The organism is Lentzea albidocapillata (assembly GCF_000719115.1).
Lineage (GTDB): Bacteria > Actinomycetota > Actinomycetes > Mycobacteriales > Pseudonocardiaceae > Lentzea > Lentzea albidocapillata.
This window is the reverse complement of sequence record NZ_JOEA01000010.1, coordinates 78,242-94,352: the sequence shown is the minus strand read 5'-3', so window position 1 is coordinate 94,352 and position 16,111 is coordinate 78,242. Positions and strand designations below refer to the sequence as shown.

The window sequence follows — 16,111 nt, the reverse complement described above, 5'->3', positions numbered from 1 at the left end:
GGAGAGTTGACGTGACGAACGACGGTGTCGGCCTGCCGGTCCGTCTCCACGATCTCCTGTTGTCGATGGCCGGGCGCGTGGACGACGCCGCTCTGTCGCAGGCCCGCGAGTTCCTCGCGGTCGGAGAACTGGACCGCTCGATCGAGCTGCTCGTCGGCTCGCTCGTCGCGGGCAGCATCCCGGTGCTTCCCGACGAGCGCGCGTCCATCACGTGGATCCTCCACGAGGTCCGCTCGGACGCGTCGCTGACCGACCGCCTGCCGGTGGTCGAGATGCTGCCGTTCATCAGGCACCGCTTCACCTCCGAGACCGACCCGGCCTCGGACATCGCCGGCGACCTGACCCGTGCGGTGTCGGTGCTGCCGGACATCCGCTCGGTGCGGTGCGTCTGGCGTTCCTCGCCCACGGGCTCCACGCCGGGCCCGTTACCGCAGCGCGTGGTGCTGGTGGACATCGGTCCGCAGGGCTTCGCGCCCGCGACCGCCTACCGGATCGACTCGGTGCTGCGCAAGGCGGGCGTCCGCGCCGCCGTCGAGGTCCTGACGACCGGTGTGCAGGTCAGCGAGTACCACGCCGCCGCCGTGACGTCGTCTCTCGCGGTGCCGATCTCCGGTGCCCCGGCCCCGATGGCCGACCACGTTTCACAGCAGCAGCAAGCCTGGTTCGACCAGCCCGCCGAGGAGCTTCCGGCTCCGGCGCCGGTGGCCGAGCCGACACCGGCGCCGGAGCAACTGGAAGAGACCGGCTCACGACGCACTCGTTCCGCACCCCCGGCGATGGAGGGCTCGCAGCCCTTCCCGCCCAAGCCCGTGAAGCGCATCCCGATGGCCACCGTGGAGCCCGAGATCGAGGCGCTTCCCGAGCCCATGCCGATCAACCGGGCCGAGATCACCACCGAGCTCAAGCCCGACGAGCTCGCGGCCCTGCAGGCGGCTTTGGCCGAGCCCGCCGAGCCGTCCTCGGTGGACGCGAACCTCAGTGAGCGCGAGCGGGCCCTGTTGCAGCAGCTGCACGAGGAGCTGGCGCAACGGGAGCAGACCGGGTCACCGGCCACCGACAGCGGGCGCTGGCAGATCGACCGGTCCTCGTCGCGTCAGTCGGCGTTCGGGGCCTCGAACAACGGCCACCAGCCTCAGTAACCGGTCCGCAGGTACTCCAGCTGGGCCCGCACCGACCACTCGGCGGCGGGCCACAGCACCCTGTCGACGTCCGCGTAGACGACCTCGACGACCTGGCGCGGCGTCGGTGCGCCGCCGAGTTCCTGGACGGCCTTGCGGACCTGTTCCAGGCGTTGCGTGCGGTGCGCGAGGTACATCCGCGCCGCTTCGCCCGCGTCCGCTAGCTCGGGACCGTGGCCGGGCAGGACAGCGGTGTTCTCCGGCAGTTCGGCGAGAAGCTTGAGCGACTCGAAGTAGTCGCCGAGCCTGCCGTCCGGGTGGGCGACGATCGTCGTGCCGCGGCCCAGAACGGTGTCGCCGGTCAGCACCGCCTCACCGTCGATCACGAAGCACAGCGAGTCGCTGGTGTGGCCGGGCGTGCCCAGGACGCGGAGCTCCAGGCCGGCGCTGGTGATCACATCGCCGTCGGTGAGGCCCTCTGATCCGTAGGTGAACGTCGGGTCGAGCGCGCGCACCGGGGCCTTCACGAGTTCTGCGAACTCCCGCGCGCCCTCGGAGTGGTCGGGATGCCCGTGGGTCAGCAGGATCTCGGCGATCGGGCCGACTTCCGCGATGCGCTTGAGGTGGGCGGCGTCGAGCGGGCCGGGGTCGACGACCACGTACGACGTCGCGTCCGGGGCCTTGAGCAGCCACGTGTTCGTGCCGTCGAGCGTCATCGGGGACGGATTGCCGGCCAGCAGCACGGCGGCGTGTTCGGTGATCTGGCGCAGCTCGCCGTACCGCGGGTGCTGCGCGCGGGCGCCGATCAGCGGAGAGCCGCTCACTGGAACACCACCCGGATGACGTCGCCGTCGCGGATCAGCTTGGGGATGATCTTCTCGATGCTGCGTTCCTCGGCCATGACCTTCTCGACGCTGCCGAGAGCGCCCACCTCGTCGAGGGTGCGCCAGGTGGGCGGCATGAGCATGCGGCGACCCTCCTGGGCGTCCTGAATGGCGGCCGCGGGGGTCTGCCAGGCCGCGTCGGAGGCCTCGGTCGTCTCGCCGTCGGCCTTCTGCCCCGACGGCAGCGCGGCGACGAAGAAACGGGTGTCGTAGCGGCGGGGCTCGTCGTACGGGGTCACCCAGTTCGCCCACGGCCGCAGGAGATCCGCGCGCAGGACGAGGTTGTTCGCCGCGAGGAACTGCGCGAGGGAGAGCTCGCGGTCGACCAGTTGCTGCCGGGCCTGTGCGTAGTCCCTCGTGTCCGCGACCACCGAGGTGGCGTCGGGGCCCGCGAGCAGCACGCCGGACTCCTCGAACATCTCGCGAACGGCCGCGCACACGAACGCACGGGCCGTCGCCGCGTCGACGTCGAAGATCTCGCCCCACCACTCCGGCGGCGGACCGGTCCACGCGACGGACGTGTCGGCGTCGCGTTGATCCACACCACCGCCGGGGAAGACGGTCATGCCGCCCGCGAACGCCATGCCCTTCACGCGGCGCAGCAGGAAGGCCTCGAGGCCCTCGGCGCCGTCGCGCAGCAGCACCACGGTGACGGCGTCCCGTGCCTCGGCGGGTTGGGAAACCGGCGTTGCGGGTACCAGGTTTCCCGGCAAGGTCATGTCGTCGGGCATCCTCCGAGCGTACGACCGCGCTTACTCGAGGATGGTGTGATGGCGACGAACGTCTCCGGCTGCCTGGTGAAGGTCCTGCTGTTCCTGCTGGGCGCGGTGATGGGCACAGGCCTCACCGCGGTGGCGGGCGTGGTGATGTTCGTGCCGGACAGCACGACCGTGACCAGTGTCGAACCGACCCCCACCGCGCCGGGCATGTACGTGAAGAAGATCGAACGGGTCGTCGGCACCACCCACTACGAGATCTGGCTCGGTCCGTCAGCGGATCGCGGCTACGTGGTGACGGTGCCCGGTGGCTGGGGTCACGAGCCGAAGCGGGAGCCCGCCGAGGACGGCGTGCGCCTGAAGTTCGACAACGGCGGCGAGATCTTCGTCCCCAAGGCCAGTTACTCCTGAGGCAGGATGTGCGAGTGGACGAACAGCTGCGCGTAGGACTTGTCGGTGCGGGCCCGTGGGCCCAGATGATCCACGGCCCCGGAATCGCGAACCATCCCGGCACCACGCTGACCGGCGTGTGGGCGCGCCGTCCGGAAGCGGCCGCTTCGCTGGCCGGCTCCTTCGGCGCGGAACCGTTCGAGGACTACTCGGCGATGCTGTCCACTGTGGACGCCGTGGCGTTCTGCGTGCCGCCGGGCGTGCAGGGCCCGATGGCGATCGAGGCGGCGCGCGCGGGCAAGCATCTCGTTCTGGAGAAGCCGATCGCGGAAAACGCCGAGGTGGCAACGGAGCTCGTGGCGGCAGTGGAGGAGGCGGGCGTCGCGTCCCTGGTCGTGCTGACCCGCCGCTACGCCCCCGAGACCAAGCAGATGCTGGCCCAGCTGCACCGCACCGGCGGCTGGACCGGAGCCGACAGCCGCTGGATCTCCGGTGCACTGCTCGACGGACCGTTCTCGAACTCCCCGTGGCGCCACGACAAGGGCGCACTGGACGACGTGGGCCCGCACGCGTTCGACCTGCTCGACGCCGCCCTGGGCGAGATCACCGACGTCCTGGCCGCGAACGTCACCGATACCGGCCTGTGGCAGCTGATCCTCCAGCACGCCGGCGGCGCCACCAGCACCGTCTCGCTCTGCCTCTCGCTGCCGATGCAGCCACCGTTCGCGGACTTCACCGTCTTCGGCACCGAGGGCCACCGCACCCTGACGAACCGGGACACGCCCGCGCTGGAGTGCTTCACGAACCTGCTCGACGACTTCGTGGCGATGGTGGACAGCGGCATCACCACGCACGAATGCGACGTGCGGCGTGGGTTGCACCTGCAGCGGATCATCGACCTGGCGCGCCGCAAGGCGGGTGCCTGAGGTCCCAGCCGGGGCCGGGGCGCCCGAAATTGTCAGGGGTGCCCGCTAGCGTCCGGAAGCATGGACCTCACCGTCACCACAGCCGAGCTCGCCGGTGCCGCCGCCGAGGTGGCGCGGCTGCTGCCGACCCGCGTGCTCGACCCGGTGCTGGCCGGGCTCCGCCTGAAGGCGGGCACCGACGTGGAGGTCGCGGGCAGCGACCAGGAGCACGGCGTGCGCCTGAGCGTCTACGCGACGGTGCACACCGAGGGCGAGGTGCTCGTGCCCGCGAAGCTGCTGGCCGCGACCCTGCAGGCGCTCGACGAGCCGCAGGTGAGGCTCAAGGTCGAGGGTCAGCGGCTGGCCATCCGCACGCCCACGTCGAGGTTCGCGCTCCCGTTGCTCGACCTCGCCCACCACCCCGGTGTCCCGGTGCTGCCGGAGCTCCAGGGCCACATCGACGCGGCCAAGCTCCGGATCATCGCGGCCGTGGCGGGCGCGGCGAGCAAGGACGACGCGTTGCCGATCTTCACCGGCATCCGGATCCAGTCGGACGCCCACAAGCTGCACTTCATGGCCACGGACCGCTATCGCATGGCCTACGCCACACTGCCGTGGGAACAACAAGGTCAAGTCGACCTGTTGGTACCTGCGAAGGCCATCGTCGAGGCGGCCCGGCAAGCGACGAACAAGGTCGCCCTGCACGCGAACGAGGACCGCATCGGCCTCGCCTGGGGCAACAACTCGATCTCCACCGCGCTCCTGGCCGCTCCGTTCCCGGACGACCGCGCGCGCCGACTCCTGGAGGCAGTCATCGACAGCACGGTGCTCGTGGACGCCGACGCGCTGGCGCGCGCCGTCCGCAGAGCCACGCCCTACGGCGGCCCGCACCAGGCCGTGACCATCCAGGTCGAGGACTCGGAGGTCAGGGTCAAGGGCAGCGACCCGCAGCAGGGCGAGTCGGAGGAGTTCGTCAAGGCCACGGTCGAGGGCGACCGGCTGACCAAGACGTTCCAGGCCCGCTACCTCGCGGACGCGCTGAAGGCGTTCGCCGGCCGCCGGATCGAGCTGAAGATCCAGGACGGCCTGCGCTCGACGGTGCTGACGTCGCCGCCCGGTGAAGACGGCGTCGAGCTCACCTACCTCGTGGTGCCGATGCGTTCGGTGGCGTGAGAGAAGGGCCCGGTGCGAACACCGAGCCCTTCAGCGACTGGATCTAGCGCGAGGCGAGTTCCATGTCGGAACGGGCCGGCACCTCGGCGGGCACGCCGCGCTGCACGGTGCCGCGCAGCAGCCAGACCGCCAGAGCGATCAGCAGCCCGGCGACGCCTGCCGCGACGAACGCCGGCCGCGTGCCGAAGTGCTCGATCAGCTGGCCGGACAGACCCTGCCCGATGGCGAGGCCGACGGTCACCGAGGTGATCACCCAGCCGAACGCCTCGGCGGCCATGCCGTTCGGCGTGACCTGCTCGATCGCCGCGGAGTGCGCGGTCGACTGCGGCGTGATCAGCGTGCCCACCAGGAACAACGCGATGGCGAGACCGATCAGCGTCAGCGGGATCGAGAGCAGGAACGTCAGCAGCGCGAAGCCGCCCAGCAGCACCGGCAGGCGCAGGTGCATCGGGCGCGGCCACGGGCGCATGCCGTAGAGCACGCCGAAGACCACCGAGCTGATCGACCACAGCGACAGCATCAGGCCACCCATCGAGGCGTGACCCGCGGCCTTCGCGAACGCCGGCACGGCCACCTCGACGAAGCCGATGGTCACACCGAAGCCCAGCGCGGCCAGCGCCACCGTGCGCATGCCGGGGTAGGCGAAGGCGCCGAGCAACGGGCGCGGTGCCTGCACGACGGGACCCCAGGCGCGCACGACGGGGTTGAACGCGAACCACATCGCACCGATGACCATCAGCACGGCGCCGACGATGACACCGGTGCCCGCCCACGGCGCGGCCAGCAGCAGACCGGCGAGACCCGGTCCGAGGATGAAGAAGACCTCCATGCTGATCGCCTCGTAGGCGTAACCCGCCATCCGCGTCGGGCCGGCCGGGACCATCCGCTCCCACAGCGCACGCGACGCCGAGCCCACCATCGGTTCGGTCGCGCCGACACCGAGAGCCAGCGGGACCAGCACGAACACCGACACGCCCGCCTCGACGGCGAGCACGGCGACGGTGACGAAGACGGCGAACATCCCGGTCACCCAGAGCAGGGGGCGGGTCGGGCCGAAGCGGTCGATCAGCCGGCCCTGGATGACGGAACCGAGTGCCACACCCGTCAGCGCCGCCGCCGAGACCATGCCGGCGACCGCGAACGACCCCGTCGCGCGCTCGACGTAGAGCAGCAGCGAGAGCCCGACCATCGCGATGGGCAGCCGGGCGAGCAGTGACGCGACCACGGGGCCGCGCATGCCGGGGGTCGTCAGGGCAGCGCGGTAGTCGGAGAGACGGGCGGAGTGGGACATGTGTACCAGTATGCCAAAGCTGGTACGGATGTACCAGATCGGGTGCGCAGGGTCACGATGGTTGCGATTGGGTCACAGGAATGCGATGACCGGGTGAAACATGCAACGAATCGGCCACATACGAGGTCCTTGAGGGTGAAAGGGCTTGAGTGGTCGGGGTGCTGACATGCGAAAGTTGACTCGCCGACCGAAGACCAACCTCTGGCCAGAGGGTCGGGGCCTGCGTGCCAGAGGGTTGGAAGGCGTGGTTCGTCGGGGGATGGGCCGCGCGAACACGAAGGACCGGTGCGCCACGTCGGGGGTGGCGCCCGGTCCTTTGTGTTTTGCTGTGCTTGTTGGCCGCTGCTCCGCAGACGGCGACGACCAGCGCGAACTCGCGAAACTCCTCGCCCGGTCGGAGCTGCGTCGCGAACTCGGGGCCTGAACGCAGCGGAGCCCCGTTGACTGCCCGGGGCTCCGCTGCGTTTGGTGCTTTGCGTTCTGACTAGCGGGCTCGGCGCGCCAGGCGCTCCGGGTCCAGGATCAGCACGCTCTTGCCTTCGAGCCGTAGCCAGCCGCGGTGCGCGAAGTCGGCCAGAGCCTTGTTCACGGTCTCGCGGGACGCGCCGACGAACTGCGCGATCTCCTCCTGCGTCAGGTCGTGAGTGACGCGGAGCAGGCCGGCCTCCTGCGAGCCGAAGCGCTGTGCGAGCTGCAACAACGCCTTGGCGACGCGGCCGGGCACGTCCGTGAAGATCAGGTCGGCCAGCATCGAGTTCGTCCGGCGCAGCCTGCGGGCCAGGGCCCTCAGCAACTGCTCGGCGATCTCCGGCCTGTTGGTGATCCACTGACGGAGCGCGGGGCGGTCCATGGACACCGCGCGCACCTCGGTCACCGTCGTCGCAGTCGACGTGCGGGGCCCGGGATCGAAAATGGACAGTTCGCCGAACATGTCGGAGGGCCCGAAGATCCCCAACAGGTTCTCGCGGCCGTCCGGCGACTTGCGGCCGATCTTCACCTTGCCGGACTGGATGATGTATAGGCGATCGCCCGGCTCACCCTCCGCGAAGATCACATGGCCACGCGGGAACTCCACCGTCTCCAGGGTCGTCGCCAGCGCCTCTGCGGCCGCCGGGTCCACCCCCTGGAAGATGCCCGCTCGCGCCAGGGTCTCGTCCACCTCGTCCCTCCTAATCGACGCGACGGCACGCCTACCACCATCTTTGGTGGAGTCAGCGCCGTGCCGCCGATCACTGCGTTGCAGTCTAAGGGCTCGCTTGTGGATCGCCGCTCGGCTCGCCGTCTTACTAGGCAGAACAAGACTGACTCGATCCAGAACCCAACGAACCAGTCTACGCCATTCGGGTGTCGGTCAACGCGGGCCCTAGCGGACGCGCTTGCGCGCACCACCGCGGCCACGGCGACGGAGCCGGAACATGTCGAGGGCGCGACCGATGCCGTGTCCGTAGAGCGCCTTGACCTCTTCGGGCCTGGCGGACTCCAGGAACTCCTCGACCTCGTTCTCCTGCACGGCAACGTGCCGGAGCTTCGCTTCGACGCGCTCCATGAAGAGCGCGAAGAACATGATCACGATCGGAACGACGATCACAAGCCAGGCAGTCATGATGCTCCGAAGTGTGGCGCATGAGGGATTCGAGTGCGGATCTAGGGGTGGGGTTCGGCGTGTTGACTACTCTGGATCAGTGCCCGCAACCAAGAAACCGGAAACCAGACTCGGCCTGACCCGCAGGGCCCGCCGGATGGTGCGCGTGCTGGCCCAGGGATACCCGGACGCGCACTGCGAGCTGGACTTCACCACGCCGCTCGAGCTCGTCGTGGCGGTCATCCTGTCCGCGCAGTGCACCGACAAAAAGGTCAACGAGGTCACTCCCGCGCTCTTCGCGAAGTACCCGACGGCCGCCGACTACGCCGGTGCCGACCGGACGGAACTCGAAGAGATGCTCCGCCCCACCGGTTTCTTCCGGAACAAGGCGACGTCTCTGCTGGGTCTCGGTGCCGCTCTGGTGGAGCAGCACGACGGTGTGGTGCCGGGCAACATGGAGGAGCTGGTCAAGCTCCCTGGTGTAGGACGCAAGACGGCCAACGTGGTTCTCGGCAACGCGTTCGATGTGCCCGGGCTCACAGTCGACACCCACTTCGGCCGCCTCGTGCGCCGCTGGGGCTGGACCGACCTGGAGGACGCGGTCAAGGTCGAGCACGCCATCGGCGAGCTGGTCGAGAAGCGCGACTGGACCATGGCCTCGCACTGGATCGTCTTCCACGGCCGCCGCGTCTGCCACGCCAAAACCCCAGCCTGCGGTGCTTGCCTGCTGATGAACGACTGCCCGTCGTACGGCCTCGGCCCGGAAGACCCGGACAAGGCGGCCAAGCTCGTGAAGGGCGACGAGAAGCCACACCTGATCGAACTCGCCGAGCGGGTACGGGCCGGTGAGAAGCTAGGGGCGTGAACAACCGCACGCGCTGGCTCGTCGTGGTCCTCGTCCTCGGCGTGGCGGGTGTCCTGGCGCTGTGGCCCCGGGACGTTGCACCGGGGCCGCCGCCCACGTCCTCCCGCCCTACGCAGGACATGGCCGCGTTGCGCGCGCAGGCCCAGCTCCGGCCGTGCGTGCCAGGGGCGGAGGGCGGCGTCGCCGTGACGTGCCTCGGCGACGGCACCCGGACGGCCCTCGCGCTCAAGGGCCCGCTCCTGATCAACTTCTGGGCGACCTGGTGCCAGCCGTGCCAGGAGGAGCTGCCGGTGCTGGACACCTATGCGAAGCAACCAGGTGCCGTCCCGGTCGTCCCAGTTCTCGTGGAGAGCAGGGAGGCGGACGGCCTGGAGTTGCTCGCCCGGCTCGGCGTGCGGCTGCCCTCGGTCCACGACGCGGCGGATGAGCTACGCAAGCAAGTCAAGGCGCCGATGACGCTTCCCGCCACGTATTACGTAGCAGCGGACGGTCAGGTCCGGCAGATCACCGATCCGCCGTACTTCACGGCACCGGAACAGGTGGAGAAGGCGGTTCGATGACGGAGGCGGCAGAGCCACCCCACTGGATGCAGCGCCTGGCCAAGGCCACCGAGGAGATCGACGCGGCGACGTTCATGCGGGTCCCGCGGGCGCCGGAGCAGGGCGTGCGCAAGGCGGCGGTGCTCATGCTGTTCGGCGAGTCCGAGGAGCACGGGCCGGACGTGTTGCTGCTGCGCCGTTCGGACACGCTGGGCTCGCATCCCGGCCAGGTCGCGTTCCCCGGCGGCGTGTCGGACGACACCGACGACGGGCCGGTGGGCACGGCATTACGCGAGGCTTACGAGGAGACAGGTGTACTTGAGTCAGGAGTGAGACCACTTGCAACGCTGCCGGAGCTGTACGTGCCGGTGTCCGGGTTCGTGGTCACGCCCGTGCTCGCCTACTGGGAACAGCCGAGCCCCGTCGCACCTGTCGACCCGGCGGAGACCGCCGCGGTCGCGCGGGTGCCGGTCGCGCACCTCGCCGATCCTGCCAACAGGTTCCGGGTGCGTCACCCCGCGGGTTACGTCGGAGCGGCCTTCTCCGCGCCGGGCATGCTCGTGTGGGGTTTCACCGCGGGGTTGATCAACGGCCTGATCGCACTGGGCGGCTGGGAACAGCCGTGGGATGCGACCGATGTGCGTGACCTTGAACTAGCGTTGCGCGCTACACAGTGAGGCGGAGGTTTCGGGTTGAACTGGGTTGACCTGCTCGTGCTGGGCCTTGCCGCGATCGCCGCGGTCTCCGGGGCCAGGCAAGGCATGGTCGTCGCGCTGCCTGCCTTCGTCGGCGTGCTCGTCGGCCTGGTCCTCGGCACGCAGATCGCTCCGCTGCTGGTGTCCCAGTTCGAGAACGTCGTCACCAAGGTCGTGTTCGCGGTCGGCGTCGTCGTGCTGCTCGTGGCGCTCGGCGAGACGATCGGCGTGTACATCGGCCGGACGATCAAGGCTCGGGTCAACGCGTCGCCGTTGCGCGGCGCGGACAACGCGCTGGGCGCCATCGTGCAGGGCTTCGTCGTCTTCATCGTGGCGTGGATGATCGCGCTGCCGCTGACCTCGGTCGTCGGTCTGCCGGACCTCACCTCGTCGCTCAAGCAGTCGGTGATCCTCGGCAAGGTCGACCAGACCATGCCGCAGGCCGCCCGCGTGCTGTCCGGCGACCTGCAGAAGCTCTTCGACGTCTCGGGCTTCCCGCAGGCGATGGACCCGTTCAACCGCACGCCGCTCAAGGACGTCGGGCCGCCGGACGGCGAGCTGGCGAACTCGCCGGTCGCGAACCGGCTGAAGGCCTCGGTGCTGAAGGTCCGCGGCCGTGCGCCGTCGTGCTCCCGTGCGCTGGAGGGCACCGGCTTCGTCATCGCGCCGGAACGCGTGATGACCAACGCGCACGTCGTCGCCGGCACGAACGAGGTGACGGTCGAGGTCGGCCGCGGCCAGTTCGACGCGACGGTCGTCTCCTACGACCCGCGCACGGACATCGCCGTGCTCGCGGTGCCGGATCTGGAGGCCACGCCGCTGCAGTTCCGTTCGGACGAGGTGCAGCCGGGCGAGGACGGCATCGTGCTCGGCTACCCGCTCGACGGCCCGTACAAGGCCTCGCCGGCCCGTGTGCGCGAGCGGATTCCGCTGCTGCGCGGCCCGGACATCTACGACGCCCAGACGGTCACGCGTGACGTCTACACGGTGCGTGCCGAGGTCCGCTCCGGCAACTCCGGTGGCCCGCTGGTCGACCCGAACGGCCGGGTGATGGGCGTGGTCTTCGGCGCCGCGGTCGACGACCCCGAGACGGGCTTCGTGCTCACCGCCCAGCAGGTGCAGCCGATGGTGCAGAAGGCGCCGACGCTGACCAAACGCGCCTCCACCCAGGGTTGCGCGAGCTAGAGACCGTGCCTGACGGCGATGCCGTCGAGGACGTAGTCGAGACCGGTGCCGAAGACCTCGGCGTGGTCGCGGTCGGTGGACTCGTGCATGACCCTGCCCAGCAGCGGGAAGCGGCCGGTGGCGAGCATCCGTGCCATGTACGGGCCGGACGCCCGCTGCCACTGCTCCTCGGTCAGGCCGGTGGCCCGTTCCGCGCGGAGCTCCGTGATCTCGCTGCGGACGGCGCCGAACACGTAGGCCATCACGGCACTCACCACGCCGAGCACCTGGTCGATGTCGGCGAGCCGGACCGTGGCGAGCGTCGACTCGATGTGCGCGAGCGAGTGCGGGCCCTGGTGCGGACGGCCGCTGAGCAGGTCGATGAACCACTCGTGCCGCTTCGCCGCGTTCCGGATCTCGTGCGCGACGTGCTTCAGCCCAGAACGCCAGTCCGACTTCGCCGGCGGTGGCGTGATCTCGCCGTAGACCTCGTCGACCATCAGGTCCAGCAGTTCGTCCTTGGTCTCGACGTAGCCGTACAGGCGCATCGGGCCCGCGTTCAGCGCGGCGGCGACCTTGCGGAACGACACGTCGTCGAGCCCGCCCCCGTCGGCGAGCCTGATCGCGGCGTTCACGATCAGCTCCCTGGTCAGCGGGGTCGGTGACGGCTTGCCGGGCGGCTCTGGGCGGTCCCACACGGGTTCGTTCGACATCGGGCTGGACAATACAGCGTCTCTTACCGATACGGTGTATTGAGCGATACGCCGTATTGAGAGGGGATGGTCGTGAAGACTTCGGTGTTGGTGGTCGGGGGAGGCCTGGCGGGAACGTCGGCCGCGTTGTTCCTCGCGTGGCGCGGGGTGTCCGTGACGTTGGTGGAGAAGCATCCGGGCAGCTCGGCGCACCCGCGAGCAGTCGGTTTCAACGCTCGGGTCGGCGAGTTGCTGCGGGCGGTCGGGCTGGAGGACGAGCTGCCGCCGAGCAGGATGACGAAGGGCTTCGGCGTCCGGCGGGTCAGGGCCGAGAGCCTGGTCGGGAAGAAGTTCGACGAGACGTTCTGGACGCCACCGGCCGAGCTCTCCGACGTCGAGCACTCGCCCGCCACGGGTGTCGGTGTGGCCCAGGACCGGATGGAGCCGATCCTGCGCGACAAGGCACGCGAACTCGGCGCGGACATCCGCATGAGCACCCGGATGCTGGAGTTCACGCAGGACGACGAGGGCGTCACGGCGATCGTGCAGGGCGACGGCGAACCGTACGAGATCCGCGCCGACTACCTGATCGCGGCCGACGGGCACCGCAGTCCAGTCCGGGAACGGCTCGGCATCGGCCGCACCGGACGCGGGTACATGCACACCTCCCGCAGCGTGCTGTTCCGCGCGCCGTTGCAGGAGTACCTGAAGGACGGGATCGGCCAGTTCGTCATCGACGGCGTCGGTTTCCTGACCACGTACGGCGACGGCCGCTGGGTCCTGATGCTCGACGACCGCGAGTACGACGAGCCCGAGCTGCGGCAGAAGATCTTCCAGGCCATCGGCCGCGACGACCTCGACGTCGAGATCATCACCACCGGTCGCTGGACGATCAGCGCGGCTGTCGCCGACCGGTTCTCCCAGGGCCGGATCTTCCTCGCGGGCGACGCCGCGCACACGTTGCCACCGAGTCGCGGCGGGTTCGGGGCGAACGTAGGCATCGAGGACGCGCACAACCTCGCGTGGAAGCTCGCCGCGGTGCTGAACGGCGAGTCACGACCGTCCCTCCTGGACACCTACGACGCGGAACGGCGTCCGGTCGCGACCCTCTGCCACCAGCAGATCTTCGCGCGCAACGACGGCCACAACCGCGACGGCGAACCGGACGACGCGCCGCTGTACGACAACAACGCCATGCACTTCGGCGTCCTCTACCGCTCGGACGCGGTGCTCGGCGCGGGACCGGAGCTCCCACCCGCCCAGCTCCCCGAGCAGTGGAACGGCCAGCCGGGCACCAGGGCACCGCACGCGTGGATCGAGCCGGGCAGGTCCACTTTGGACCTGTTCCAGCGCGGCTGGGTGCTCGTGGCCGACCACCCGCAGTGGGAGGAGGCCGTGGCGGGCCTGGCCGTCCGGTACGAACGGATCGAGCAGCTGGACCTGTTCGGGCTGTCCGCCAAGGGTGCGTCTCTGATCAGGCCCGACGGTTACGTCGCCTGGCGGTCGGCGGACCTGCCGGACGACCCGGCTGCCGCACTCGCGACCGCGTTCAGCTCAGCTTCTGCAGGAACTCGGTGATCAGCCTGCTCGTGGTGTGGGGTGCCTCCTGGTTCGGGAAGTGCCCCACCTCCGGCAGGTAGCGGAACTCCGACTCGGGCCCGAGCCACGGCAGCGAGTCACGTGCGGAGGACTCCAGGACGATCGGGTCCAGCGCGCCGTGGATCTGCAGCACCGGCACCTGCACCGGCTTGTCGACGGCCTCGGCGAACCGGCGGCCGTCGCTGCGCAGCTGCGAGCGCACCGCCCAGCGGTAGTACTCCAACGCGCTGTGGGCCACGCCCGGCACCGTCATCGCCTGCCGGCAGCGGCGGATGACCTCGTCGAACTCGGGCGCCGACCGCCACTTCGGGCCGGACCACGCGGACAGCAGCTTGGCGACCTGCAGACCGTTCTCGGCGGTCAGCCAGCGTTCCGGGTGGATCGGCAGCTGGAAGCGCAGCACGTGCGAGTTCGTCCGGGGATGCCTGCGGAACGTCCGGCGCGTCACCAGGGGGTGCGGTGCGGACAGCACGGAGATCGACGAGACCACGCGCGGGTGCATGGCGCCGACCGTCCACGCCGTGGCGCCGCCCCACGCGTGACCGACGAGGTGCGCGCGCGGGGCGCCGAGCGCCTTGACCAGGCCGGCGATGTCACCCGCGAGGGTGAAGCCGTCGTAGCCGCGCGGAGGTTTGTCCGAGTCGCCGTAGCCACGCAGGTCCACGGCCACGGCGCGATAGCCGGCCTCGGCCAGTGCGGTCAGCTGGTGCCGCCACGACCACCAGAACTCGGGGAATCCGTGCAGCAGCAGCACGAGCGGGCCCTCACCGAGCTCGGCGACGTGCAGGCGGATGCCGTTGGCCGAGACGTCGCGGTGCGTCCACGGACCCGCGACCCGCACGACGGACGGGTCGGGTTTGCGGCTCAGTTGTCGTCGCCCCTGCGCGTGAGGGCCGCGACGGTGTCCTTCGCGGCCGCGATCGACTTCTCCGGCGCCCTGATCTTCTTGACCTTGCGGTAGCCGAGGAGGGCGAAGGCGACGGCGGTCAGCAGCATCACGCCGAACACGAGCCCGAAGCCCGCCCAGTAGCCCCAGCCGAACCACTCGGCGAAGCCGAAGCCGAGCGCCATGAACAGGAAGAACAGGCTGAAGCAGAGGACCGTCAGGGCGACGATGAAGAAGACGCTGCCCTTGACGCCCTTCTTGAGCTCCTTCGCCAGCTCGCCCTTGGCGAGCTCGACCTCTGCTCTGACCAAAGTCGACACGTGGGCGGTCGCATCACGGACAAGACCGCCGATCGACGCTTCGGCCGTCGGGTCGTCTGCGGTCAGCGGAATCGACGCGATGTGCTCCCTGGTGGTCACTCGGACATGGTGCCATGAGCCCGGCTGCGACGAATGAGCAACACCGCGGCGAGCAGCGACGCGATCAGCGAGGCGATCAACACGGCGGCCTTCGCGGTCTCCGGCTCGTCGAGTGAGAGGTCCGCGATCAGGAGACTGACCGTGAACCCGACGCCGCCGAGCACGGCCACCGCGACGACGTCCCGGGGCCCCGCGCCGGACGGCCACACCGCCGCCTTGAACCACACCGCGAGCGCCGACGCCCCCACGATCCCGATCACCTTGCCGACGATCAGCCCGACCATCACGCCGATCGCGATCTTGTCCGCGAAGAGCTTCCCCATCGCCTCGGCGCCCACCGGCACACCAGCCGTGAACAGCGCGAACACCGGCACCGCCACCCCCGCCGACCACGGCTGCAGCCGGTGCTCCAGCCGGACCGCCGGTGCCTCCTGCTCGTACGGGTCACGCCTCACCCGCGTCAGCAACGCCAGCGCGACGCCCGCGATCGTGGCGTGGATGCCCGACTCGTGCATGAACCACCAGGTGGCCAGCGCGACCGGCACGTAGATCCAGGGACTGGTGATCCTCTTGTGCTGCAGGAACCAGTACAGCGCCAGCAGCAGCACGACCGCGCCCGCCGCGAGCAGGTTGAACTTCGCCGTGAACAGGATCGCGATCACGATGATCGCGCCCAGGTCGTCCACAACGGCCAGCGACAGCAAGAACACCCGCAGGCTCGACGGCAGCCCCGACGCCGTCAGCGCCAGCACTCCCAAGGCGAACGCGATGTCCGTCGCAACAGGAATCGCCCACGCCTTCTCGATCCCCGGCTGCCCCCAGCCGATCGCCAGCGCGACCAGCGCGGGCACGACCATCCCGCCGACCGCGGCGACGATCGGCAGGACCGCCGCCTTCACGTTGGACAGCTCGCCGACGACGAGTTCGCGTTTGAGCTCGAGCCCGGCGACGAAGAAGAAGACCGCCAGCAGTCCGTCCTTGGCCCAGTCGCCGACGCTCAACGGTCCGAGATGCAGGTCCCGCAGGCCGAAGTAAGAGGGGGAGAGCGGCGAGTTCGCCCACAACAGCGCGATGGCGGTGGCGATGAGCAGCACGGTGCCGCCCACGGTTTCCGTGCGCAGGTAACGGGCGAAATCGGCGACTGCGGCCTTCTTACGCGACAAAACGGCTCCCGGGGCGATCAGCAGGTACGC

18 protein-coding genes are annotated in these 16,111 nt (G+C 69.8%); 9 read left to right on the top strand and 9 right to left on the bottom strand.

Annotated features, from left to right (window positions below; all coding sequences use genetic code 11):
- Window positions 1–11: 11 nt before the first annotated feature.
- Window positions 12–1,139 (top strand): hypothetical protein, encoded by a 1,128-nt coding sequence (locus tag IG04_RS0116790; RefSeq protein ID WP_051770061.1) that lies wholly within the window; start codon window positions 12–14, stop codon window positions 1,137–1,139.
- Here the strand turns inward: IG04_RS0116790 and IG04_RS0116785 are convergent.
- Window positions 1,133–1,942 carry an MBL fold metallo-hydrolase gene (locus tag IG04_RS0116785; RefSeq protein ID WP_030477595.1) on the bottom strand — a complete coding sequence of 270 codons (810 nt, stop codon included), beginning with the start codon at window positions 1,940–1,942 and terminating at the stop codon, window positions 1,133–1,135. The genes IG04_RS0116790 and IG04_RS0116785 overlap by 7 nt on opposite strands.
- Window positions 1,939–2,733 carry an NUDIX hydrolase gene (locus IG04_RS0116780; RefSeq protein ID WP_036014899.1) on the bottom strand — a complete coding sequence of 265 codons (795 nt, stop codon included), beginning with the start codon at window positions 2,731–2,733 and terminating at the stop codon, window positions 1,939–1,941. The genes IG04_RS0116785 and IG04_RS0116780 overlap by 4 nt, the downstream gene beginning before the upstream one ends.
- A 39-nt stretch (window positions 2,734–2,772) precedes the next feature.
- Between IG04_RS0116780 and IG04_RS0116775 the strand changes: the two genes are divergently transcribed.
- The 3 genes from IG04_RS0116775 to dnaN are packed head-to-tail and all read left to right on the top strand — an operon-like array spanning window position 2,773 to window position 5,186.
- On the top strand, window positions 2,773–3,129 hold the full coding sequence (locus IG04_RS0116775) for a hypothetical protein (protein ID WP_030477593.1): 357 nt from the start codon (window positions 2,773–2,775) through the stop codon (window positions 3,127–3,129).
- A 14-nt stretch (window positions 3,130–3,143) separates the two neighbouring features.
- Window positions 3,144–4,034 (top strand): Gfo/Idh/MocA family protein, encoded by an 891-nt coding sequence (locus IG04_RS0116770; RefSeq protein WP_030477592.1) that lies wholly within the window; start codon window positions 3,144–3,146, stop codon window positions 4,032–4,034.
- 60 nt (window positions 4,035–4,094) lie between these two features.
- On the top strand, window positions 4,095–5,186 hold the full coding sequence (dnaN, locus tag IG04_RS0116765) for a DNA polymerase III subunit beta (protein ID WP_030477591.1): 1,092 nt from the start codon (window positions 4,095–4,097) through the stop codon (window positions 5,184–5,186).
- Window positions 5,187–5,229: 43 nt separating this feature from the next.
- Here the strand turns inward: dnaN and IG04_RS0116760 are convergent, their stop codons facing one another.
- The 3 genes from IG04_RS0116760 to IG04_RS0116750 all read right to left on the bottom strand — a co-directional run bounded on the left by IG04_RS0116760 (window position 5,230) and on the right by IG04_RS0116750 (window position 8,080).
- Window positions 5,230–6,477 (bottom strand): MFS transporter, encoded by a 1,248-nt coding sequence (locus IG04_RS0116760; RefSeq protein ID WP_036014896.1) that lies wholly within the window; start codon window positions 6,475–6,477, stop codon window positions 5,230–5,232.
- A 484-nt stretch (window positions 6,478–6,961) separates the two neighbouring features.
- Complete coding sequence (locus tag IG04_RS0116755; protein WP_030477589.1) at window positions 6,962–7,636, bottom strand: Crp/Fnr family transcriptional regulator; 675 nt, start codon at window positions 7,634–7,636, stop codon at window positions 6,962–6,964.
- A gap of 204 nt (window positions 7,637–7,840) precedes the next feature.
- Window positions 7,841–8,080 (bottom strand): hypothetical protein, encoded by a 240-nt coding sequence (locus tag IG04_RS0116750; protein WP_030477588.1) that lies wholly within the window; start codon window positions 8,078–8,080, stop codon window positions 7,841–7,843.
- A gap of 136 nt (window positions 8,081–8,216) precedes the next feature.
- Between IG04_RS0116750 and nth the strand changes: the two genes are divergently transcribed.
- The 4 genes from nth to IG04_RS0116730 are packed head-to-tail and all read left to right on the top strand — an operon-like array spanning window position 8,217 to window position 11,343.
- Window positions 8,217–8,924 (top strand): endonuclease III, encoded by a 708-nt coding sequence (gene nth, locus IG04_RS0116745; RefSeq protein WP_036014892.1) that lies wholly within the window; start codon window positions 8,217–8,219, stop codon window positions 8,922–8,924.
- Entirely contained in the window at window positions 8,921–9,484 is a 564-nt protein-coding gene (locus IG04_RS0116740) for a TlpA family protein disulfide reductase (RefSeq protein WP_030477586.1), read from the top strand. Before nth ends, IG04_RS0116740 begins: the two co-directional genes overlap by 4 nt.
- Window positions 9,481–10,140 (top strand): NUDIX hydrolase, encoded by a 660-nt coding sequence (locus IG04_RS0116735; RefSeq protein WP_030477585.1) that lies wholly within the window; start codon window positions 9,481–9,483, stop codon window positions 10,138–10,140. Before IG04_RS0116740 ends, IG04_RS0116735 begins: the two co-directional genes overlap by 4 nt.
- Before the next feature lie 15 nt (window positions 10,141–10,155).
- Complete coding sequence (locus IG04_RS0116730) at window positions 10,156–11,343, top strand: MarP family serine protease (RefSeq protein ID WP_030477584.1); 1,188 nt, start codon at window positions 10,156–10,158, stop codon at window positions 11,341–11,343.
- Here IG04_RS0116730 and IG04_RS0116725 read toward each other — a convergent pair.
- Window positions 11,340–12,035, bottom strand: coding sequence for a TetR/AcrR family transcriptional regulator (locus IG04_RS0116725; RefSeq protein WP_030477583.1), 696 nt, complete (start codon window positions 12,033–12,035; stop codon window positions 11,340–11,342). The genes IG04_RS0116730 and IG04_RS0116725 overlap by 4 nt on opposite strands.
- Window positions 12,036–12,107: 72 nt before the next feature.
- On the opposite strand from IG04_RS0116725, the gene IG04_RS0116720 reads away from it, so the two are divergent.
- Window positions 12,108–13,592, top strand: a complete 1,485-nt coding sequence (locus IG04_RS0116720; RefSeq protein ID WP_245816610.1) for an FAD-dependent oxidoreductase — start codon at window positions 12,108–12,110, stop codon at window positions 13,590–13,592.
- On the opposite strand, the gene IG04_RS0116715 is transcribed toward IG04_RS0116720, so the two are convergent.
- From IG04_RS0116715 to nhaA, 3 genes are read right to left on the bottom strand one after another with little or no spacing between them, the layout of a single operon-like run.
- On the bottom strand, window positions 13,564–14,481 hold the full coding sequence (locus IG04_RS0116715) for an alpha/beta fold hydrolase (protein ID WP_030477581.1): 918 nt from the start codon (window positions 14,479–14,481) through the stop codon (window positions 13,564–13,566). The genes IG04_RS0116720 and IG04_RS0116715 overlap by 29 nt on opposite strands.
- A complete protein-coding gene (locus IG04_RS0116710; RefSeq protein ID WP_030477580.1) occupies window positions 14,478–14,918 on the bottom strand; it encodes a phage holin family protein in 441 nt (146 codons plus the stop codon). The genes IG04_RS0116715 and IG04_RS0116710 overlap by 4 nt, the downstream gene beginning before the upstream one ends.
- Window positions 14,915–16,081 (bottom strand): Na+/H+ antiporter NhaA, encoded by a 1,167-nt coding sequence (nhaA, locus tag IG04_RS0116705; RefSeq protein WP_030477579.1) that lies wholly within the window; start codon window positions 16,079–16,081, stop codon window positions 14,915–14,917. The genes IG04_RS0116710 and nhaA overlap by 4 nt, the downstream gene beginning before the upstream one ends.
- Between the last annotated feature and the right edge of the window lie 30 nt (window positions 16,082–16,111).

Coding starts and splice junctions, on each gene's coding strand:
- IG04_RS0116725 (WP_030477583.1), bottom strand. CDS start 12,035: ATGTCGAACGAACCCGTGTGGGACCGCCCAGAGCCGCCCGGCAAGCCG.
- dnaN (WP_030477591.1), top strand. CDS start 4,095: ATGGACCTCACCGTCACCACAGCCGAGCTCGCCGGTGCCGCCGCCGAG.
- IG04_RS0116735 (WP_030477585.1), top strand. CDS start 9,481: ATGACGGAGGCGGCAGAGCCACCCCACTGGATGCAGCGCCTGGCCAAG.
- nth (WP_036014892.1), top strand. CDS start 8,217: ATGGTGCGCGTGCTGGCCCAGGGATACCCGGACGCGCACTGCGAGCTG.
- IG04_RS0116780 (WP_036014899.1), bottom strand. CDS start 2,733: ATGCCCGACGACATGACCTTGCCGGGAAACCTGGTACCCGCAACGCCG.
- IG04_RS0116750 (WP_030477588.1), bottom strand. CDS start 8,080: ATGACTGCCTGGCTTGTGATCGTCGTTCCGATCGTGATCATGTTCTTC.
- IG04_RS0116775 (WP_030477593.1), top strand. CDS start 2,773: ATGGCGACGAACGTCTCCGGCTGCCTGGTGAAGGTCCTGCTGTTCCTG.
- IG04_RS0116760 (WP_036014896.1), bottom strand. CDS start 6,477: ATGTCCCACTCCGCCCGTCTCTCCGACTACCGCGCTGCCCTGACGACC.